This window comes from Moritella sp. PE36, assembly GCF_000170855.1.
Taxonomy (GTDB): domain Bacteria; phylum Pseudomonadota; class Gammaproteobacteria; order Enterobacterales; family Moritellaceae; genus Moritella.
Window position 1 is genome coordinate 1 of the sequence record NZ_ABCQ01000038.1, and the last position, 21,874, is coordinate 21,874.

Consider the following 21,874-nt stretch of genomic DNA (forward strand, 5'->3'; position numbering starts at 1 on the left):
GTTTGATGTTCTAACGTAGGTCCCTTATCGGGATTGCGGACAGTGTCTGGTGGGTAGTTTGACTGGGGCGGTCTCCTCCCAAAGAGTAACGGAGGAGCACGAAGGTTGGCTAAACATGGTTGGACATCATGTGGTTAGTGCAAAGGCATAAGCCAGCTTAACTGCGAGACAGACACGTCGAGCAGGTACGAAAGTAGGTCTTAGTGATCCGGTGGTTCTGAATGGAAGGGCCATCGCTCAACGGATAAAAGGTACTCCGGGGATAACAGGCTGATACCGCCCAAGAGTTCATATCGACGGCGGTGTTTGGCACCTCGATGTCGGCTCATCACATCCTGGGGCTGAAGTTGGTCCCAAGGGTATGGCTGTTCGCCATTTAAAGTGGTACGCGAGCTGGGTTTAGAACGTCGTGAGACAGTTCGGTCCCTATCTGCCGTGGGCGTTTGAGAATTGAGAGGAGCTGCTCCTAGTACGAGAGGACCGGAGTGGACGAACCACTGGTGTTCGGGTTGTCATGCCAATGGCATTGCCCGGTAGCTAAGTTCGGAACTGATAACCGCTGAAAGCATCTAAGCGGGAAGCAGGCCTCGAGATGAGTTCTCACTGGAGCTTTAAGCTCCCTGAAGGGCCGTTGGAGACTACAACGTTGATAGGCAAGGTGTGTAAGTGCTGTGAGGCATTGAGCTAACTTGTACTAATTACCCGTGAGGCTTAACCATACAAATTAAAGTATGATTAATTGAAATTTGACTTAAGAATTGATTGAACACTTTATGTTTTAAAGACTTCTTTATTTATAGCTTTTCAGATTTACAATAGAAACGTAAGTTTCTTATATAGAAAGCAAACCAGATTTGCTTGGTGACCATAGTGTTGCGGTACCACCTGACTCCATTCCGAACTCAGTAGTGAAACGTAATAACGCCGATGGTAGTGTGGGGTTTCCCCATGTGAGAGTAGGGCATCGCCAAGCGCCAAATTAAATTCAAAGCGTAGCTTTGAATAAGAGCAGATGATTCGTAAGACTCGAAGAATTTGTTTGGTGACCATAGTGTTGCGGTACCACCTGATCCCATTCCGAACTCAGTAGTGAAACGTAATAACGCCGATGGTAGTGTGGGGTTTCCCCATGTGAGAGTAGGGCATCGCCAAACGCTAAATCAAGATTCAAGACGCTGTCTTGAACGAAAAAAGCCGATATCATTGATATCGGCTTTTTTATATCTGTAATTTATTAACAGCTAAAACTAAGTGCTGCGTCTTGAACTGTGAAACCCTGATGAATTAAGAATGCTGATAACTCAGGTGTTATTTGCGTCGTTTTCATTATTTTAACAGTTTTAAAATTTTTCGTTCTAGCATGCTCGATTACTTGTTGGATTAGATACTTACCAACTCCGCGTTGCTGGGTTATCTCTCTCACTGCAATGCAGCTTAATACTAGCGCTGAGCTGCTATAATGCATGATGAGCCCACCAATGTGGCGATCATTAAATTTAGCTACAAATAATGCTTTGCTGCTATCTTGAAGCAGTTCATCGAAATCGTTTTTAATTTCTGCTTCATTAGATTGAAATGGTAGATACAATTTAGTCATATCAATTAGTAACTGTGGTGTCGACTCTGTTACGGTAAATGCTGATAATCTCATGCTGTTCCCTTTTTTAGATGCAGGATGATACTACGCTATAATCATTAGATATTTAAGGTTTGTTTTATGCAATGCAGAATGAATTGTGGCGCGTGTTGCGAAGCGCCAAGCATTACCAGTTATATTCCGGGAATGCCTGATGGCAAGCCTGCAGGCGTGCGCTGTGTTAATTTATCTGCGGATAATTTATGTCTGATATTTACCGACCCTGAGCGACCAGCATTGTGTGATACGTTTAAGGCCGCTAGTGATGTCTGTGGTGAAAACCGTGATGAAGCATTATTTCTCATCACTGATTTAGAAATACAAACAGCGTAATGCTATGAACGCTTAAGCCATGAGCGTGGGTTAACTGCTTTACCTTTATGGCGGATCTCGAAGTAAACGCCAGACACTAGTTGGCCACCACTACGCCCAGCTAATGAAATCACATCACCTTTACGTACTTTTTCTCCGGTCACTTTGAGTAATGTTTGGTTGTGGCCATACAGGCTCATATATCCCTGACCGTGATCAATAATCATCACCATACCGAAACCGCGTAACCAATCCGCAAAGACTACCTTGCCTGCACTCACTGCTTTCACTTTAGCGCCTTCACTCGCACTGATAACGAGACCTCGCCAACTGACATTATTAAAACGCTTGCTGTTAAAGTTGTGAAGCACTTTGCCTTTTATTGGCCAGTCGAGTTTTCCTTTATAGCCTTTTAAGCCTGCGAGTGATATCTGCAAGCTCTGTTTTTGTCTTAATAATGCGATTTGTTGTTTTAGTTTTTGTTCTGAAATGCTGAGTTCTGTCAGGGTCTTCTTTTGTTTACTAATGTTACGGGCGATATTTTTATTGCTTTTTTTCTGTTGGTTTTTTTGTTGTGCTAACTGTCTGGCTTTTTGCTGTTGTGAGGTCTTGATGACAATTAACTGTCGCTTAATTTTTTCCTGCTCGAACTCATTTTCAGTTATTTTATCTATCGTGATATTAAATTCTACAATCGACTGGGCTCGCGCTGCATGGAGGTGCTTATAATAAACCAATGAGCGTTCAATTTCGCTGCTGTCCTGTTGATTTAAAAGTAATTTAAGGTAATCATTATTACCACTTAAGTAGGCGGTTTCGATTTGCGCAGAAAGAATATTTTGCTGCTTTTTTTTATTTTTAAATAATACTTTTTGTTGCGCAACGAGTGCGCTGAGATCTTGCTCAATATTACGGATTAAAGATTTGGTATTACTCAGCTGTGCTGCGACTTTACTAATCGCGCGATCGGTGTTTTGTGTTTGTGTTGATAAATTGTTTAAGTAGCGATGCTGCTTTTTGATGGCTGCATTTTGGGCTTTGATTTGGTTGCGAAGTTGATTCAGCTCAGACTGATTATTGGCTGCAAAAGCGTTTAATGATAGCAATATCAGCAGGCCTATAACGCTATAGGCCATGCTGTTTTTTAAAAATTTCATGACGTCATCCTTTCCCCGTAGGGAAACGATTATTTCAGATTCATCAGGTTCTTACCAGTCATTTCCGCTGGAATTTCTTGACCAAGTAAAGTTAACATGGTCGGAGCCAAATCACATAGGCGACCTGTCTCGGCAGGCTCGGCATCACGCCCAAAATAAATAAGTGGTACAGGTAAGTTAGTATGTGCAGTATGAACTCCACCTGTTTCTGGATTGATCATCATCTCAGCATTACCGTGATCGGCTGTGATCAAGCATTCACCACCGACTTTTTCTAATGCTTCAACGACACGACCAATTGATTGATCAACGGCTTCACACGCTTTTACTGCCGCATCAAATACACCGGTATGGCCAACCATATCTCCGTTCGGATAGTTACAAATGATCACATCGTACTTTTCACTCTCAATTGCCGCTACGAACTTGTCAGTGAGCATTTCTGAATTCATTTCAGGTTGTAAGTCGTAAGTTGCTACTTGGGGTGATGGGATCAATTCACGATCTTCACCTGTGAAAGGGTCTTCAACGCCACCATTAAAAAAGAAGGTCACGTGGGCATATTTTTCTGTTTCAGAAATACGTAATTGGGTTTTATTTTGCTGCTCAAGTATTGAACCTAAGGTATTAACTAATTTAACAGAAGGAAAAGCGATGCTAGTATCAATGCTCGCTGCATATTCAGTTAGCATAACGAAATCAGCAAGTTTCGGTGTTACTGCGCGTTCAAAGCCAGTGAAATCAGTATCGACGAATGCACGGGTAATTTCGCGTGCACGATCGGCACGGAAATTCATAAAGATGACAGCATCACCATCCGAAATTGGAGCAGCTTCGCCAATGACTGTTGCTTTGACGAACTCATCATTTTCATCACGTGCATAAGCGGCGTCAAGACCTGCTACTGCAGTATCTGCTGTATATTGGCTTTCAGCTTGAGTAAATAATTTATATGCTTCTTCAACACGGTCCCAGCGATTATCTCGGTCCATTGCAAAATAGCGACCGATTAATGTGGCCGTTTTACCTGCACCAACTTCAGCAAATTTAGCATCAAATTTTTCTAATGTAGCCAGTGCGCTACGCGGAGGAGTATCACGGCCATCTAAGAATGCGTGTAGATAAATCTTTGTTGCACCTTGCCTTGCTGCAAGTTCGATCATGGCTAAGATCTGATCATCATGACTGTGTACGCCACCTGGTGACGCTAAGCCTAGGATATGCACTGCTTTATCATTCGCCACTGCTGCATCAACTGCCTTAACAAGTGCTGGATTTTGATAGAATTCGCCATCACCGATTGCTTTATCGATTTTAGTTAAATTTTGATACACGATACGACCAGCACCAATATTGACATGGCCGACTTCTGAATTACCCATTTGACCATCTGGCAATCCCACATCTAAACCTGAACTTGAAATCAACATGCTTGGGTAATCTTGCCAAAGCTTATCTAAAATGGGTGTTTTTGCATGGGCAATGGCATTATCTTGTTGATCAAGGCGGTGGCCCCAGCCATCCATAATGATAAGTGCAATTGTTTTCTTCGCCTTAGACATGAGTTTACCTCTCGGTTATTAAAGTTAAATATAGGAATATTACTACACTTTCCGGGGATAAATTGGCTCTTATTTATGATCCAGGTAGAATATTGAAGATATTTACTGGTAAATATCGGTAATATTACTACATATCCAGCTATTTCATCCTACGAGTTCTGCGTGTCATTATACAAATCACGTGATTAACGTTATCTTTGAGTTATTCATAACGGTGGTGAGGAATGTATTATTGAGCTGCTTTTATTCCTTGGCACATGTATACTGCGTTGAGAATAATCCATTATTATTAAATTTTAGAGTCATAATCACATGCAAGAATATATTGAATTTGCTTCAAATAATCCAGCCTTATCTCTCGCTTGGGTAGCTATTGCTGGTTTCCTTATTTATTCATTTGGCACCAGTGCCCTGTCAAAAGTGAAGTCGGTGAACAATCAAGAAGCGACAACTTTGATGAATAAAGAAAATGCTATTGTTGTTGATGTTCGCGCTGCAGAACATTATCGTAAGTCACATATTTTAAACGCAATTAACGTTCCTACTGCTGATATCGAAGCAAATAAGCTAACGATGATTGAAAAATACAAAAATACCCCAATTATCGTTATGTGTGACACAGGAATGAGTTCAGGTCGCGCTGCGAATCGTCTATCTAAAATGGACTTTACTACTGTTTATAATTTATCTGGTGGCATGGCAGCTTGGCAAGAAGCCAACTTACCGACTGTTAAAAAATAATAGTCTACTAGCCAGATAACTAAGCAATTAATTATTCAGTTTGAAACTATAAAATATTGGAATTTACTTATGTCAGAATCAGCAAGCCAACAAGAATTTAATATCCAACGCATTTTCATCAAAGATGTATCTTTTGAATGTCCTAATTCTCCAGCGATCTTCCAACAAGAATGGAAACCTGAAGTTAAATTAGATCTTGATACGCGTAGCTCTAAGTTGGGTGACGGTGTATTTGAAGTTGTATTATCACTTACTGTAACCGCTAAAGATGGCGACACAGTGGCGTTCCTATGTGAAGTTCAACAAGCGGGTATCTTTAGTGTTGGCGAATTAAGCGAAGGTCAACTAGCACATTGTCTCGGTGCTTTCTGTCCAAATATCTTATTCCCATATGCGCGTGAAACAATTGCTAGCTTAGTAAGTCGTGGTTCTTTCCCACAACTTAATCTTGCGCCAGTTAACTTCGATGCACTGTTTGCATCTTATGTTCAACAAGCACAACAAGCAGCTGAAGCTCCTGCTCTTGCAGAGCAAAAACTGGACTCTTAAGTGATGGCGACTGATACAGCTTTGATTACAGTTCTGGGTGCTGGTTCTTACGGTACTTCATTAGCGATGTCCTTAGCACGTAATGGTAACAAAACCGTGTTGTGGGGTCATAATCCACAGCACGTTGCCGAGCTTGCTAAAGCGCGCAGTAATGAAGCTTACTTACCTGGTATCGCTTTTCCGGATGCTTTGGTATTGGAGGCGGATCTTGAACAAGCTGTGGCCGCAAGTCGAGATATTCTGATTGTGGTACCGAGCCATGTTTTTGGTGATGTATTAAAGCAGATTAAACCATTTTTGCGTGAAAACTCGCGTATATCTTGGGCTACAAAAGGGCTAGAAGCTGACACGGGACGTCTATTGCAAGATGTTGCGACTGATATTCTTGGCAGTGGTTATCCATTAGCGGTACTTTCTGGACCTACATTTGCGAAAGAGTTAGCTGCTGGTTTACCAACTGCAATCAGTATCTCGTCAACGGATCCAAAATTTGCTGATGATATCTCACACTTATTGCATTGTGGCCGTAGCTTACGTACTTATACCAATAATGATTTTATTGGCGTGCAACTTGGCGGCGCGGTGAAAAACGTGATTGCTATTGGCGCTGGTTTATCTGATGGACTTGGTTTTGGTGCTAATGCGCGTACTGCATTAATTACTCGCGGTTTGGCAGAGTTATGTCGTCTTGGTGAAGCATTAGGTGCAGAAAAAAATACCTTTATGGGTATGTCTTGCTTGGGTGATTTAGTACTAACCTGTACTGATAATCAAAGTCGAAATCGTCGTTTTGGTCTTGCACTGGGTGCAGGTAAAGGCGTTGATGAAGCACAAGTTGAGATTGGTCAAGTTGTTGAAGGCTATCGCAATACCAAAGAAGTTTATTTGTTATCTGCGCGTCTTGGTGTGGAAATGCCAATTACGGAGCAAATATATCTAGTGTTATATGAGAATAAGCCTCCCAAAGAAGCTGCTTTAGCATTATTAGCACGAGATAAAAAAGGCGAATAAATATTTTTGTCTATAAAAAAAGTGACGGCTAAGACCGTCACTTTTTATCTATTCTATCGTTTAATTTTAACTGTACTTGATTGATTAAAGCTTAGTAGTAAGAATGCTCACCAGCTTGGTGTTCTGTCGCATCTTTAACAGCCGTTAGTTCTTCAGGGAACAATTCGAGTAACTGTTTTTCAATCCCTTCTTTCAACGTAAAGTCTACTTGGCTACAACCATTACAACCGCCACCAAACTGTAAGATAGCAATGCCATCATCAGTAATTTCAGTCAATACCACGTTACCGCCATGTCCTGCAAGTTGTGGATTAACTTCAGTTTGGATCACATAGTCAACGCGTTCTGTCAGTGGTGCATCATCTGCAACCGCTCTTATTTTTGCGTTAGGCGCTTTAAGTGTTAATTGAGAACCCATTTTATCCGTCACAAAATCGATATAAGCATCGGTTAGGAATGGTTTGCTCATGTCATCAATTAATGCATCAAAGCCACTGTATGGTAATACAATATCAGTACTTTCAATTGCTTCAGGTGGACAATATGATACGCCACACTCTGCATTTGCTGTGCCTGGATTAACGACGAATACACGAATGTTAGTGCCGTCTTTTTGGTTGCTAAGTAATTTTACAAAATGAGTTTGTGCCGCTTCAGTAATTGTTATCATGGTGCCCTCGTTGTCATACCTGACTAATTTACTATGTCTTTAATTGTAACGCTATTTAAGATGATAAACCACTAATCCGCTAATGTTCTGGCTATACACCATATATCAATACGTTCTATTCCTGCTGCAAATAATGTTAAGCAGGCTGCTTTGATGGTCTCACCTGTCGTGACGACATCATCTATCAGGGCGATATGTTTAACGCTAAAACGCTGAGTTACTTGAAATGCATTGTGCATATTGGCGCTACGCTCGGCTGCTGTTTGTTGTGCTTGCGGAGCTGTATATCTTGCGCGGATAAACTGTTTTTCGGCAATGAGCGGTATTTGTAATTGTTTAGATATAGCACTGGCAAGTAACTGGGCTTGGTTATAACCCCGTTTGGCTTGACGTTTTTTATGTAGCGGAATGCAAATTAGCGCTTCAGGTAAATTGTAATTATGTTGCATTATATTGCTGGTTATTGTGCGGCTTAATAAACCAGAAAAGAGTAAATGCAATTGTGGTTGATGGGAAAATTTGTATTGTTTAATTAAATATTGGCATTCTAAGGTATAGCTCATACAGGCAATTAATTGCTGCCAAGGTGGTGTTTGTTGGTTGCATTCATCACATTGTTGCTGATTTTTACGTTGTGGTAGCGCGCAACGAAGGCAGTGCGAATTGGGTAAATAAGGCAGTTCTTGTAAGCATAATAAACATAGAAAAGGTTGCGGATTATCGATGGGCATATCGCACAAATAACAACGAGGTTGTAATAGTGTCATGCTGAGTTTGCGGATCATGGCTATATCTACACGTTTGATTAGTATATCCTCATTGCTAAGTAATTCGTCAAGTGTAGAGTCAAATGTCAGAAATCGTCGTCACAGAAAGTAAAAATGTAAGCCCTTGCACAACGTTGTATGTCGACATTGTCGGTGATGGCCCAGATTTAGTGCTGTTACATGGTTGGGGACTAAATGGTGCGTGTTGGCAATCGATTGTGCCGTTATTATCTCAACATTATCGCTTACATTTAGTTGATCTACCTGGTTTTGGTTTTAGTCATGACAGTCATGTTGCCAGCGGTACTCTTGCTGATATCACTGACGCCTTAATAAAGGTCGCCCCTGCTAATGCAGTTTGGTTGGGGTGGTCGTTAGGTGGACTTTGCGCCACTGATTTTGCATTACAATATCCGCACCGGGTTTCTGCTTTGGTTACTGTTGCTAGCTCGCCGAAATTTATGGCGGCATCAAAAGTCGATGACTCTGCGACTTGGCCTGGCATTGCTGAACAAGTATTAGCGCAATTTCAACAACAGTTGCAACAGGATCTCTCGCAAACCATCAATCGATTTTTAGCTATCCAGGGCATGGGTAGTGCAACAGCGAAGCAAGATATTAAGCAATTAAAATTATTATTAGCCGCCAGACCACAGCCGCATGAACAAGCGCTTAGTAATGGCTTAACGTTATTATCGACGGTGGATTTACGTGCTCAGTTAGCAACTTTAACAATGCCATTCTATCGTTGTTATGGGCGGTTAGATTCGCTGGTGCCACAAGCGACTGTTGCGTGGATGGATAACTATCTGCCGCAATCCCCGAGTTGGATATTTAAAGCGTCTTCTCATGCGCCTTTTATTTCTGAACCCACGCTTTTTGTTAATAAACTACAGGCATTTATTAACCATTCGTTATAAACTCAACTAGCTTGGGTATATTGATGATGTGCTGCTGAGCCGTTATTTATAATAATGAGGGAAAGATATGTTCATACCATTACAAGTTACGATTAGTGATCTGCACTGTATGAATATTATCAAGGGAGACGCTAGCACATGGTATTAGTTATTCCACCTCCTACGGGGATCCCTAATGCATTAAATCCAACCACCGCTGCGGTAGAGCGTGACGCGGAAAAGCGTGAGATCACGCCAGCGATCACCCCTGATAGTGCATCTGCCTCAACGAGTGACAGCACAGAAGAGAAAGATCTTCTCAGTTATAACCCGAAGAAAAACGACCCTGACCGTAAGAAAAAGTCCGCTCAAGATCCATCGCTGCTTACATCTGATGACGATGAAACTGCAGTCGTTATCGAACATCTGGTCGATGACGTAGGTACGAGCTACAATGGTTTTGGACCCGTTACATTGCCGATTGATATGACGGATCCCCCTGAAACTATTATTGTTGCAGTGCTGCTGTTACGACAGGCGATCTTAGCTAAACCAGCGCTCGATATTGAAGATCGCCGGCAACTTGCTGAAATTAATCACATCATTAAAAATGCGCTTGCCGATCTATTACGATTGAAGCAGCTTGATGAGATTAAAGAGTTAGCGGCACAGCTCCCCGGTGTAACAGGGGTATTAAAAGGTAACAATGTGCATTCTCACGTTGTCGCACTGGATGATCTTTTTGCTGCTTCTTTTGATGATGATGTCGATGTAGCAAAGGGGTCTGTATCGGCAAAATCCAAATTAGCCGGCGCTGTTGTTGGTTATTTTTATGGCGAGAATATCGAACCGCAGCCACCTTCTCAGATCGATCACCAAGAATAATTTATATTTATTGTCGGTTTATAGATAACTTCCTTTGTGCTTTGCTAATATGGACTTATAACCATACTAATAACGAGGATGTCATGTCAGAGCAACGGATACAGCAAGCAATACAATTAATTGATGAAATAAATCAGTGTGATCCAGTCAGTGAAATTGTAGATGGAATAGCACAGCCAAAAGAATGGTTATATGGTCTGCGTATGAGTGAATGCTTGGCTGAGTTTATGCCTGAAGCATCCACAGCATTGCAGATAGCTGCACGTGCACAGCATATTAAACGTTGGAGTATTCCGCGTAGCGAGCATCCATTAGGGCGTGAAGGTTATTACAAATGGCGTCAATCATTAGGTCGTCTGCATGCTGAAGAAGCCATGGCGATTGCTGCACAAGTAGGTTGTGAGCAAGCCGAAATACAAGCTATTGGCCGCATGTTACGTAAAGAGAAATTAAAACGTGATCCACAGGTTCAAGCGCTAGAAGATGTTATCTGCTTGGTATTCTTAAAATATTATTTTACCGCATTTACAGAAAAGCACACACCAGAGAAATTGATTGTGATTGTGCAAAAGACCTGGGCTAAAATGTCAGAAAAGGGCCATGAAGCGGCATTGAAATTACCGTTTACACCAGATCAGCAAGCCTTACTGGCTAAAGCGCTCGGTTAATATAATCGGTGTTATTACCTAATTGAGTCATAACTAATTCACTGTGCTGTGTGTCAGTGAATTATAATTTCTATTTTCACTGTTACTCTTTATCTTCTTTCATTTCCTCTGCCAATATCACCAAGCTTACTGACTGCATTGCCCCGTTTTATTAGCAATAGTGTATATGACTATTTTAGTGGTTGTATTTCTTTGCTTTTGACTATCATTAAAGCCTTTATATATGCTATCTCTCTGGTATATTGAATTCAGCAATTACAGTCGGCTAATTGGATGATTTAGGGAGTTTAAGTTAATGGAAATGGAAATAATCTCGGCAGCGGTGATGCTATTTTTGATCATGGATCCGCTAGGTAACTTACCAATATTTTTGTCTATTTTAAAACATATTGATAAAAAGCGTCGACGTGCGGTCATGATCCGCGAGTTGCTAATTGCCCTGTTTGTAATGCTGCTATTCTTATTCTTAGGAGAAAAGATCCTTGGTTTCTTAAGTTTAAAACAAGAAGCGGTGAGGATCGCCGGTGGTATTATTTTATTCTTGATTGCCATTAAGATGATCTTCCCGACCGAAGGTGGATTAACCGGCCTAGCTGCAGGTGAAGAACCATTTATTGTGCCAATGGCGATCCCATTATTAGCGGGACCATCAATCCTCGCTGCATTGTTGTTATTAGCCCATCAAGATCCCGATAAAATGTTTGAATGGTCTGCGGCCTTGCTTATTGCCTGGGGATTGAGTGCCTTTATTCTGATGTTTTATGAAGGATTTAATCGTATTCTCGGTGATAAAGGCCTAGCGGCTGTTGAGCGATTAATGGGCATGTTACTCGTGATGATATCGGTGCAGATGTTACTGGATGGTATTGCTGATTATCTGGCGACGTTAAGTTGATAAACTTTTTTGTAACTGAAATGTAAACAAAACTTTGCTTTGTTGTTTTCAATACGCCGTTGCAATGGTAAATTAATCTATCTTAATACCTAAAAGCTTAACAGATAGTTTAGAACGTAGGGCAAAGCAGTATCATTTAGAGATACTGCTTCTGATCATAAGTTCTCACAATATGACAAGGAAAGTGAATGAGCATTACCTCTTTTTACCCACCACAACGTACTTTGATGGGCCCAGGTCCTTCAGATGTTTATCCTAATGTATTACAGGCATTAAGCCGCCCGACCATTGGCCACCTTGATCCGGTCTTTGTAAACATGATGGATGAAGTAAAAGAACTGCTGCAATATGCATTTCAAACCAAGAACCCTTGTACTATGGCTGTTTCTGCTCCGGGCTCTGCAGGGATGGAAACTTGCTTTGTGAATTTAATTGAGCCAGGTGACAAAGTCATTGTGTGTATCAATGGTGTGTTTGGTGGCCGTATGGCTGAAAACGTCACCCGCTCTGGTGGTGTACTGGTGAAAGTCGAAGATGAATGGGGTAAACCTGTTGATCCTGCAAAACTGGAAGCCGCGTTAAAAGCCCATCCGGATGCAAAAATTGTCGCGTTTGTACATGCTGAAACCTCAACCGGTGTACTTTCTGATGCCAAAACATTATGTGCGTTAGCCAGACAATACGGTTGTTTATCCATTGTTGATGCGGTGACATCACTTGGCGGTGTCCCTCTGTATGTCGATGATTGGGGTATTGATGCGATTTATTCTGGTACCCAGAAATGTTTGTCGTGTGTTCCGGGTATTTCACCAGTGAGCTTCAGTCCTGCAGCTGTTGAAAGAATTCAAAACCGAACTGTACCAGTGCAAAGTTGGTTCTTAGATCAAACACTCGTGATGAGCTATTGGTCAGGTGAAGGTAAACGCAGTTATCACCATACAGCGCCAGTAAATACTTTATATGCATTACACGAATCTCTGGTGCAATTACAAACTGAAGGTCTAGAGAACGCATGGGCACGCCATGCACAACAACATTTAGCATTACGTGCTGGTTTAGAAAAAATGGGCATTGAGTTTATTGTTGATGAGGCGTGTCGTTTACCACAGCTTAATACCGTCGTTATTCCTGACGGTGTTGATGACGCCGCGGTACGTAACCACTTATTACAAACCTATAATCTTGAAATTGGTGCTGGTCTGGGGGCATTCGCAGGCAAAGCATGGCGTATTGGGTTAATGGGTTATGCTGCACGTGCCGAAAATGTGGCTCTGTGTTTACGTGCGCTAGAAGAAACGTTGAACTAGATTGATGTAGTTCAGCTAATCAAGCGTATTAAGATGTAAAAGCCACACCTCATGGATCCTGAAGTGTGGCTTTTTTGATTTTATTCTGCAGGAAATAAACGTCCGTTTTTATCTACTTAGGTTGAGTATCAGCCTTAATCGCGGCAAACCGTTGTACCAATCGATTACCTGGGTAGAGTAGGGCTGTCTGTTGCATTAATATCTTCGCCTCTGCGTTTTTCCCGAGCTTGGTTAATACGCGTACCCAATTAATATAAATATTCGCTCTGGGTGTTTTCTGACTTATCTCAGTAGCCCAATTTAAGTAGTTATTCAGCTCTTCGATGTCATTGTTGTACATGGCGATTTGCAAGCGATACATCATGGCATTGAACTCTAATCGGGTGATCCAAGCCACCGGATTAACGACTTTTGTTAGCGGGGTGATATCACTGCGATCACTGCGCTCATATTGCGTGAGCAGTTTATTGGTATGTAACGTGGTTAACATGAACAAACCAGTTACCAAGGGGATCAATAAGGCTAAAGTACGTAATAAAAAGGTGTAATTGAATGCAATGCTCTTCGTATTGCCATAACGACTGCCGATATACCAAACCAAGGTTAAGAATACTAACCAGTGTACGATAGCATGGTAAAACGGGTATTCGGTCTGGCTATGTAAGACCAGGGGGAATACGAGTCCCAATAGCGCCAGTGCCTGCCAGAATGGCTGTTTGAGGATAATACGTAGGAAACCAATCACCAATAAAGCGATGCCGGATAACGCTATCAAGCCACCTTCAATGCCCCAATACAGTAATTCATTATGGGGATGATCAAGATTCTCTGGTGATCCTGGTAAGGCCAATCCTTGGCTTAGCGCGTCACTGTATGAGTTAAGATAAGCCACTTCAAAACTGCCATAACCCCAACCTAGTATTGGCTTGTCTAACCACATAGCCAAACCATGTAGATAGATAGGAACACGTGCGCCTGGATCGGTGAGAGCTGCAGCTGAACGCGTGACTTTTTCGACTGTTTCTAACGAATAAACACCAATGCCAACCGCTATGACACCGCAAACGAGCCAAAGTAATAAGCTTTTTGATTGTTCAGTATCACGTAATTGTTGCCACGCCCAAGGTAATAGCAGCAATGGTGCGATCAATAATGACAAATAACCAGTACGAGACTGCAATAACACCACTGGAATAACTGCCATGAAGGTGGTGACATAACAAAATAGTCGTTTGTTTTTTTCATCTAACTTGGTGAGTGTCAGCAGGTATAAGGCAAGGGCAATACCGGTAGTTAAAAATGACGCGGAAACATTGGGTTGTTGAAAAATACCATAAGGGCGATTGGCAATCTTCTGATAACCAACGGTATTATTGACTGGTAATAGGTAATATTGCACCAGACTAAATAACGCCTCGACAAATACCGCCGCTAATATTAGATACAATAACAGCAGCCGTTGTTGTTGATTAAGCTGCAATTGTTGCAAGGCAATAAAAAACAATAACCCCCCGATTAAACCGAATAATCGGGTATAGCTGAGACCTGCAACTATTGGGTCGGCATATAATACCGGAATGAGCATCACTAGCGTGGCGGCGATAAACATTAAGCTCAGTGGGGAGTAAACCAACTTCCCTTGCAATGTGGCTTGCCACAGACCAATGCCGATTAAGGTTGAAATAAACATCCAACCTATGGCATTAAAAGGCAGGTGCAGACCTGAACCGCCACCATTATGCTGAAAATAGTGCATCCCGATCAGCATATAGACGGCGAACGTAATGAAAAATCCTTTTTTCAATGGTGTTAAGTTCATACTATGACTCTTGGTTGATAATACTTTTTTGGTTGATAGTACTAAGCTGTTTCGCGCGTTCTAACATAGGTTTTAAGAAGCGTGCTGTATGGCTATCAGGGTGCTCAGATACGGTTTCCGGTGTTCCTGCAACCAGAATTTCACCGCCGCCACTGCCGCCTTCAGGGCCGAGATCGATAACCCAATCTGCTGTTTTCACCACATCAAGATTATGTTCAATAATGACGATGGTATTGCCGTGATCACGTAAGCGATGTAATACTTTCATGAGTAACTTAATATCATGAAAATGCAGACCTGTGGTTGGCTCGTCTAAGATATACAAGGTTTGGCCGGTATCGCGTTTGGATAACTCTTTCGCCAGTTTCACCCGTTGTGCTTCACCACCGGATAACGTCGTCGCTGATTGGCCAAGGCGTATGTAAGACAGCCCGACATCCACTAAGGTTTGTAACTTACGTGCGATAGGGGGGATCGGTGCAAAGAAGGTATTGGCTTCTTCGACTGTCATATCCAATACTTCGTGAATATTTTTGCCTTTGTAACGGACTTCCAATGTTTCACGGTTATAACGTTGGCTCTTACAGTTGTCACAAGGAACGTACACATCCGGTAAGAAGTGCATCTCGACTTTGATTAGGCCATCACCTTGGCAAGCTTCACAGCGGCCGCCCTTAACGTTGAAGCTAAAGCGTCCTGGTTTATAACCACGAGAACGCGCTTCGTGGGTGCCTGCAAATATCTCGCGGATAGCCGTGAAAATACCGGTATAGGTTGCTGGGTTAGAGCGTGGGGTACGGCCGATTGGACTTTGATCAATATCGACGACTTTATCAAGCTGATCTAAGCCTTCAATCGAGGTATAAGGTGACGGGGTTGTCACCGTAGCGCCATTTAATTCGATATGGGCGATCTTAAAGAAGGTATCATTAATGAGGGTCGATTTACCTGAACCTGATACTCCGGTGACACACGTCATCACGCCAATAGGCACGGACAAATCAACATTTTTAAGGTTGTTACCGCTGGCGCCTTTTAAATGCACCCATTTGCCGGTTAATGGGGTGCGTTGCGCTGGCACCGCGATGCACTTACGGCCACTGAGGTAATCGGCGGTCAGTGAATTTTCACTTTTTAAGATATCATCAATACTGCCTCGGGCCACGATCTCACCGCCGTGCACACCAGCGCCAGGACCAATATCCAGCACATAGTCGGCAGCGCGGATCGCATCTTCATCGTGTTCAACCACAATCACGGTATTACCAAGATCACGTAGATGGATCAGGGTTTGTAATAAGCGTTCGTTATCCCGTTGGTGCAAACCGATCGAGGGCTCATCGAGTACGTACATCACGCCAACTAAGCCTGCACCAATTTGGCTGGCAAGACGAATGCGCTGCGCTTCACCACCAGATAATGTTTCGGCGCTGCGCTCTAGACTTAAATAATTCAGGCCGACATTGACTAAGAAACCCAGACGATCACCAATTTCTTTAAGGATCTTTTCGGCTATCTGGCCTTTTTGACCCGGTAGCGTCATTTTGGAAAAGAATTCGAATGCATCACCAATCGCCATACGTGATACTTCTGGCAATGTTGTTTCTTGAATATAAACATGGCGAGCTTCTTGGCGCAGTCGCGAACCTGAGCAGGTTTCGCAAGATTTGGTGGTTAGGTATTTACCGAGCTCGTCACGGACCGCATTGGATTCTGTTTCTTTATAGCGGCGTTGCATGTTGGGAATAATGCCTTCAAAAGCGTGGCGGCGAATGACAATATCACCGCGATCATTGACATAGTTAAATTCAATCTCTTGTTCGCCACTGCCTTGCAGGATGTAATCTTGTACTTCACTGGTTAAGGAATTAAACGGTTTGGTGACATCGAATTTATAGTGCTTAGCCAGTGAGGTGAGCATTTGGAAGTAATAAAAATTACGTTTATCCCAACCGCGGATGGCCCCCCCTGAGAGACTAAGACCCGCATTAATGATGACACGATCGAGGTCAAAGTATTGTTGAATACCAAGACCGTCACAGGTATGGCAGGCGCCGGCTGGATTGTTGAATGAGAAGACCCTCGGTTCAAGCTCGGCCATGCTGTAACCACACTGTGGGCAAGCAAAGTTAGCCGAAAACACGATCGGCTCTGCCTCGCTGTCATCCATATCGCTAATATAAGCAGTGCCGCCAGACATATTGAGTGCGGTTTCAAACGATTCCGCCAGACGCAGTTGCAGATCATCACGCACTTTAAAGCGATCGATCACAACCTCAATGGTATGCTTTTTATGTAGGTCTAATGTTGGTGGATCGGACAGATCACAGACTTCACCGTCAATACGCGCCCGGATATAACCTTGGCTGGCTAAACTGGCTAGGGTTTTAACATGCTCACCTTTACGCTCTTTCACGATCGGCGCGAGTAACATCAGTTTACGGCCAGTCTCTAATTCCAACACATGATCGACCATTTGGGTAATGGTTTGCGCCGCTAAAGGGGCATTATGGGTTGGACAGCGTGGTTCACCAACACGGGCAAATAACAAGCGCAGGTAATCATAGATCTCGGTAATGGTGCCGACCGTTGAGCGTGGGTTATGGGATGTTGATTTTTGCTCGATTGAGATCGCGGGTGACAGACCTTCAATATGGTCGACATCAGGCTTCTCCATCAAGGATAAGAACTGTCTGGCGTAGGCAGAAAGCGATTCTACATAACGGCGTTGACCTTCTGCATAAAGCGTATCAAATGCTAATGACGATTTGCCAGAACCCGATAACCCTGTGATCACAATCAGCTTATCGCGAGGTAGTTCAACATTGATATCTTTAAGGTTATGGGTGCGTGCGCCCCGAACAATGATTTGATCCATACATAACTCACACTACATAAAATAATCAATCAGTATCGCATATTAGGGCTTGTTAGGCATTACTTTAGAAGAAACTCTGTTCAATATTCAGAATGTCATCAGGTGAGACATGATCGTCAGTTGTCACCTTATGTCCTTGCTTGAGGTTGCTGTTATTCGACAGCATAATAGATTGTCTTGCCGCGCGCTCAGTGAAACCGCCTGCCAGCGCTATGGCTTTATCGACGGTTAATCCTGGCCTAAATGGATAGCCTCCGGGACGTTTTACTTCACCTTTAATATAAAACTGTCGAAATGAAGCGATACTGACCATGACTTTAGGTGAGATCAGGTAGGGACCTTTTAATCCGCGATAAATCTTTTGTTTGATTTCAGCGGGGGTGAAACCGACAACGTGAATTTCGCCAAGGTAGGGGTAATCAATACTGCCTGAGGTATCAATCAATACTGACATACTGAGGTCTGCTTCGCCATAGACCTTAATCGCGATCTTATCGCCTGCCCCCAGTTTATAATTGTGCTGTTCCTGCGCCATTGTTTGACTACTTAATAACAGTAGGAACACCAGTATAATACGTTGTGATTGCATGAATCCGTTCATTAAAATACACCTTACAGTTAAAATACCAAGCGACTGGTTAACCCATAAATATTGTTGTCATAACCTAAGCGAACATCTGATGATGACTTGGTCTCATGCTCATAGCTCAGTCCAAATGTTAGCCAATACCTTAATTGATAAGACAGCGCGATATTGATGCTATTGCTGTTATCCTCACGCGCACTGTATTGGTACGTCTCATTGACATGTTGGTAAGCCAGTGTAGTGGATAAATTATAACGCCAAACGTGCTGCCAGTTAACCGAGCCCGTATTTTCTTTTATACTGTCGGCGGCGGTGATGGCATTCGTGATTTTTTGACTGGCCTTGATGTTGAATATGGAGTACGTTTTTGGCGACCAGCGAATACCGATATCCCAACTTGGGTTGGTTTTAGAGCCGCGGCTATTATCGGTAACATTAATTTTTTCATAGCCGAGTTTAACGCTGCCCTGTGTTTTACCACTGATATCCCAATTGATACCGCTATAGAGTAGGCTATTGATACTGTCTTTTGCGTTACTGTTGCCAGGGTAATTAGTCACCTTGTTACTGATATCCACTAATAAGTTAACGCTGGCTGCGAGACGATAATAGAGCGCTATCCCGTAGTGATACTCATTAAAATCTGCCAAGGGTGTGTAATTGCTATTGCCCTCATCATAGCGTTTATTATTAACACTCAGCCTAGGAGCAAAGGTTAGTGTCGAGGATTGACTGCCATAGCGATAGTTAAGCGCTATATCCTGAGTATAAAAAATAGCGGGATCTGTCGCTTGGTCGTTACCCTCTGATATCCCGGTGTTAGCCGCGTCGTGGCTACGTTCAAATTGATATGATACTGCCAGTTGATGATGACTGTTCATCGCACGATTAATGTCTGCTTGTAATTTGTGGTCAGTATAGTTACTGGCTTTATTGTCACGGTATAAGCTTTGTTTGGCGCTGTAACTGAGAGAAAATTGATTGTTGTATTTCTCTCCTTGAATACGTAATTCTGGCATTATTTCAACTAAATTAGAGGCTTGCTTGTTATTCTTTACATTGGTGACGTTGTCATCGTGTTTATAATTAATCGCAATAGTGGGTATTATCTCAATGCCTAAGTCAACCATACCGGAGGGGGCGGGTGACGAGGCTGCAAGCAAGTAAAATGGCGCGGCGCATAGGGTGAATAATAAGTAACGTAATATCAGCATTGGTGATTAAGCACGACTATGATGCCAGTGCCGTCTCCTTCTTATATTGATACTGGTACTGATAGCGTTTATCGTTTTTTAATGATTCTTGATTTAATATAATGCCATCGGTACTGACGCCATGTTTTGCCAGTAATTCGATAGTATTGCTGAGATCGCCAATTTTAGATTTGTTTGAACGGGTCACTAAAATATTAAAATCAGAGTGTTGACCAATAATGAATGCGTCACTGACTAACAGGCTTGGTGGTGAATCAATAATAATATAATCATATTGCGCTCTTAAAATGGCCAGGCAGCTGGCGAAGCGTGTTGAGCTAAGTAAATTTGACGGACTATCGGTTAATTCACCGGCACAAAGCACGGCTAATTTTGAGTGTGGGTCATGCCAGATATAGCTATTTAAATTACCACTTGTGGTCAAAATATCGACCAATCCCTTTTGGGTATTTGGGATCCCCATTTTTTTTCTTACCGATGGTTTCCTCATATCTGCTTCTAAAATAATGGTTTTATGAGATTGTGCTAATGCCATGGCGAGATAAATAGCCGAGGTACTTTTACCTTCCGCTATGGTGCTTGAGGTGAGCATAATGATTTGCTGCTTTTTGGTTCTCGCTGATAACTGCAGTGACGTACGTAAACTTTGGGTGGCTTCAAAAATCATGCTGTTGGTCAGGAATAACTGTTGTGGAGACTTTAGGTGGAATTTTTTATCAATCATTTTTAAATTTGGCAGTGAGCCTAATAATGGCACAGATAAATTTTTCAGATTGTCTTGGTTGACGAAAAATAATGCGGTGATTAGCGCGTGTGCCACTAGCAGCATTAGCGTTAACAGGATCACTAACACTAATATCAATACCCGTTTGGGTTTGAAAGGGGAACGCGGCGTTTTGGCTATGTCGGTGATGGTGACTGTGGATAGATTAAGATCATTGGTTAAACTGGTTTCTTTTAACCGCATCAAAAACATATTATAGAGTTGGTTACTGGACGTTAACTCGCGATTGAGCTCTGTATAGCGTGCTTTTTGTTTTATCAGGGTGCGGTGATCGGCTTTTTTTGCTTCTAATGCAGCAATTACCGCAGATTCATTTTGTTCCAGCAAGGTTAAGCTTTTTTTAAAACCGAGCGCCAATTGCTGCAGCGCTTTTTGGGCATTATCTTCTGCGACACTGAGTTGGGCATTGGCGTGGATCATTTTATCGTGAAGCGGGCCATAACGTTTCGATAGTTGCGCTATATTATTTTTGGCGCGGGTATAATCATTTCTTAACTCGACGATCACGACTTGATTCGATAACGCTTTGATTGATGTCGAGGTGAGTAAATCTAAATCTTGCGCTTGATTGATTTGTCGGTATAAGGTTTGCGCGCTGATTAACTCACTTCTGATGGTATTTAATTTGGTGGTGAGGTTTTGTAACTCTGTGGTGGTGAAATTATCAATACCGCTGTCATGAATTAAGTTTTCTTGCTGCAGGAAATCGGTCAGATTACTTTCTGCTAGATTCAAATTATCTTTGAGTACCTGTACGCCATCTTTGAGCCAGAGTGACGCGGTGACCGTCTGCTGCACCCGAAAATTACGATTATGCTGGATATATACATCGGCATAAGTATTGGCGATTAATGCCGCTAAATCTGCCGAGTAATGTTCATAACTGATAGTCAGTAATGGGGTGTTTTTAATCAGGCTAATATGGACTGCGGATTTTATTTGGCCAATAAAATCTTGTGGGTCAATGATCGGTACTGACGTTGTTGTTGGTGACAGTCTGTTTTTTAGGTTATGCAATATTTCGGCGAATTTATTGCGCGGTTTATGCTGGGTGTAAAAAGGATGCTGAGATAGCGTTAATTTGCTAATGACTTTTTCGGTGATTAAATCGGAACGTAAGATCTCTATTTGAGTTTGAAAGTAGTCTTTATTGTTTATATCGTTTTGCAACACACCTTGGATGGCGATGGGTTTAGCTTGTTGTATTTGTAATTGTAAAACGGTACTGGCTTTATAAATCGGCGGCAGGTCGGATATAAACATGGCGGCAATAATGGCGACCAGGGTGGTGAGTACACAGATCCGCAAGAAAGAACGTCTAATTATATTAACTAGGTGCGTCAGATCAATTTCGTCTTGGCCTTGGCCTCCTTGTTGGAGTCCGCTGTGCGTCTCGAATTTTTGCCCCACTTCAGATCCTTTGAATGCTGAGCGATAAGTTCACGTATCCATACGTCCTCATTACTTAGCATTAGAAGTACCATGATTTTAACAAAAATGAAACATCATAAGTGGGAGCGGTCACAGAATTATT

The 21,874-nt window shown here is 42.4% G+C and carries 19 protein-coding genes and 3 rRNA genes; 12 read left to right on the forward strand and 10 right to left on the reverse strand.

What is annotated here, in order from left to right:
* The 3 genes from PE36_RS17085 to rrf (PE36_RS17095) form a co-directional block, all read left to right on the forward strand.
* Positions 1 to 719 (forward strand): 23S ribosomal RNA (locus PE36_RS17085); the annotation flags it as partial.
* 138 nt (positions 720 to 857) lie between these two features.
* Positions 858 to 973 (forward strand): 5S ribosomal RNA (gene rrf / locus PE36_RS17090).
* A gap of 65 nt (positions 974 to 1,038) precedes the next feature.
* Positions 1,039 to 1,154: ribosomal RNA gene (gene rrf / locus PE36_RS17095) — 5S ribosomal RNA — on the forward strand.
* 80 nt (positions 1,155 to 1,234) lie between these two features.
* Here rrf (PE36_RS17095) and PE36_RS17100 read toward each other — a convergent pair.
* Positions 1,235 to 1,651 (reverse strand): acetyl-CoA sensor PanZ family protein, encoded by a 417-nt coding sequence (locus PE36_RS17100; protein ID WP_006033313.1) that lies wholly within the window; start codon positions 1,649 to 1,651, stop codon positions 1,235 to 1,237.
* 66 nt (positions 1,652 to 1,717) lie between these two features.
* On the opposite strand from PE36_RS17100, the gene PE36_RS17105 reads away from it, so the two are divergent.
* Complete coding sequence (locus PE36_RS17105) at positions 1,718 to 1,969, forward strand: YkgJ family cysteine cluster protein (protein WP_043994698.1); 252 nt, start codon at positions 1,718 to 1,720, stop codon at positions 1,967 to 1,969.
* Positions 1,970 to 1,971: 2 nt separating this feature from the next.
* Here the strand turns inward: PE36_RS17105 and PE36_RS17110 are convergent, their stop codons facing one another.
* Complete coding sequence (locus tag PE36_RS17110; RefSeq protein ID WP_006033315.1) at positions 1,972 to 3,105, reverse strand: murein hydrolase activator EnvC; 1,134 nt, start codon at positions 3,103 to 3,105, stop codon at positions 1,972 to 1,974.
* 29 nt (positions 3,106 to 3,134) lie between these two features.
* On the reverse strand, positions 3,135 to 4,667 hold the full coding sequence (gene gpmM / locus PE36_RS17115; RefSeq protein WP_006033316.1) for a 2,3-bisphosphoglycerate-independent phosphoglycerate mutase: 1,533 nt from the start codon (positions 4,665 to 4,667) through the stop codon (positions 3,135 to 3,137).
* Positions 4,668 to 4,979: 312 nt separating this feature from the next.
* Between gpmM and PE36_RS17120 the strand changes: the two genes are divergently transcribed.
* The 3 genes from PE36_RS17120 to gpsA all read left to right on the forward strand — a co-directional run bounded on the left by PE36_RS17120 (position 4,980) and on the right by gpsA (position 6,968).
* Complete coding sequence (locus PE36_RS17120) at positions 4,980 to 5,408, forward strand: rhodanese-like domain-containing protein (RefSeq protein ID WP_006033317.1); 429 nt, start codon at positions 4,980 to 4,982, stop codon at positions 5,406 to 5,408.
* A gap of 69 nt (positions 5,409 to 5,477) precedes the next feature.
* Positions 5,478 to 5,957 carry a protein-export chaperone SecB gene (secB, locus tag PE36_RS17125; protein ID WP_006033318.1) on the forward strand — a complete coding sequence of 160 codons (480 nt, stop codon included), beginning with the start codon at positions 5,478 to 5,480 and terminating at the stop codon, positions 5,955 to 5,957.
* 3 nt (positions 5,958 to 5,960) lie between these two features.
* Positions 5,961 to 6,968, forward strand: coding sequence for an NAD(P)H-dependent glycerol-3-phosphate dehydrogenase (gpsA, locus tag PE36_RS17130; protein ID WP_006033319.1), 1,008 nt, complete (start codon positions 5,961 to 5,963; stop codon positions 6,966 to 6,968).
* Between the two features lie 91 nt (positions 6,969 to 7,059).
* Here the strand turns inward: gpsA and nfuA are convergent, their stop codons facing one another.
* Both nfuA and PE36_RS17140 read right to left on the reverse strand, forming a co-directional pair.
* The gene (gene nfuA, locus PE36_RS17135; RefSeq protein ID WP_006033320.1) at positions 7,060 to 7,638 is read right to left on the reverse strand and encodes a Fe-S biogenesis protein NfuA; all 579 of its coding nucleotides are present in this window, start codon (positions 7,636 to 7,638) and stop codon (positions 7,060 to 7,062) included.
* 71 nt (positions 7,639 to 7,709) lie between these two features.
* The gene (locus PE36_RS17140) at positions 7,710 to 8,423 is read right to left on the reverse strand and encodes an amidophosphoribosyltransferase (RefSeq protein WP_006033321.1); all 714 of its coding nucleotides are present in this window, start codon (positions 8,421 to 8,423) and stop codon (positions 7,710 to 7,712) included.
* 65 nt (positions 8,424 to 8,488) lie between these two features.
* On the opposite strand from PE36_RS17140, the gene bioH reads away from it, so the two are divergent.
* The 5 genes from bioH to PE36_RS17165 all read left to right on the forward strand — a co-directional run bounded on the left by bioH (position 8,489) and on the right by PE36_RS17165 (position 13,059).
* Positions 8,489 to 9,325 carry a pimeloyl-ACP methyl ester esterase BioH gene (gene bioH / locus PE36_RS17145; protein ID WP_006033322.1) on the forward strand — a complete coding sequence of 279 codons (837 nt, stop codon included), beginning with the start codon at positions 8,489 to 8,491 and terminating at the stop codon, positions 9,323 to 9,325.
* Positions 9,326 to 9,463: 138 nt separating this feature from the next.
* Positions 9,464 to 10,189, forward strand: a complete 726-nt coding sequence (locus tag PE36_RS17150) for a hypothetical protein (RefSeq protein ID WP_006033323.1) — start codon at positions 9,464 to 9,466, stop codon at positions 10,187 to 10,189.
* Positions 10,190 to 10,272: 83 nt separating this feature from the next.
* The gene (locus PE36_RS17155) at positions 10,273 to 10,857 is read left to right on the forward strand and encodes a DUF4202 domain-containing protein (protein WP_006033324.1); all 585 of its coding nucleotides are present in this window, start codon (positions 10,273 to 10,275) and stop codon (positions 10,855 to 10,857) included.
* Between the two features lie 301 nt (positions 10,858 to 11,158).
* Positions 11,159 to 11,752, forward strand: a complete 594-nt coding sequence (locus PE36_RS17160) for a YhgN family NAAT transporter (protein ID WP_198138631.1) — start codon at positions 11,159 to 11,161, stop codon at positions 11,750 to 11,752.
* A 188-nt stretch (positions 11,753 to 11,940) separates the two neighbouring features.
* Complete coding sequence (locus tag PE36_RS17165) at positions 11,941 to 13,059, forward strand: alanine--glyoxylate aminotransferase family protein (protein WP_006033326.1); 1,119 nt, start codon at positions 11,941 to 11,943, stop codon at positions 13,057 to 13,059.
* Between the two features lie 112 nt (positions 13,060 to 13,171).
* Here PE36_RS17165 and PE36_RS17170 read toward each other — a convergent pair whose 3' ends face one another.
* The 5 genes from PE36_RS17170 to PE36_RS17190 form a co-directional block, all read right to left on the reverse strand.
* A complete protein-coding gene (locus PE36_RS17170) occupies positions 13,172 to 14,878 on the reverse strand; it encodes a PglL family O-oligosaccharyltransferase (protein ID WP_006033327.1) in 1,707 nt (568 codons plus the stop codon).
* Position 14,879: 1 nt separating this feature from the next.
* A complete protein-coding gene (gene uvrA / locus PE36_RS17175) occupies positions 14,880 to 17,756 on the reverse strand; it encodes an excinuclease ABC subunit UvrA (protein WP_006033328.1) in 2,877 nt (958 codons plus the stop codon).
* Positions 17,757 to 17,820: 64 nt separating this feature from the next.
* Positions 17,821 to 18,357 carry a polysaccharide biosynthesis/export family protein gene (locus PE36_RS17180; protein ID WP_232286603.1) on the reverse strand — a complete coding sequence of 179 codons (537 nt, stop codon included), beginning with the start codon at positions 18,355 to 18,357 and terminating at the stop codon, positions 17,821 to 17,823.
* Between the two features lie 17 nt (positions 18,358 to 18,374).
* Positions 18,375 to 19,556, reverse strand: coding sequence for an outer membrane beta-barrel protein (locus PE36_RS17185; protein ID WP_006033330.1), 1,182 nt, complete (start codon positions 19,554 to 19,556; stop codon positions 18,375 to 18,377).
* 16 nt (positions 19,557 to 19,572) lie between these two features.
* Complete coding sequence (locus PE36_RS17190) at positions 19,573 to 21,750, reverse strand: polysaccharide biosynthesis tyrosine autokinase (protein WP_083798023.1); 2,178 nt, start codon at positions 21,748 to 21,750, stop codon at positions 19,573 to 19,575.
* Between the last annotated feature and the right edge of the window lie 124 nt (positions 21,751 to 21,874).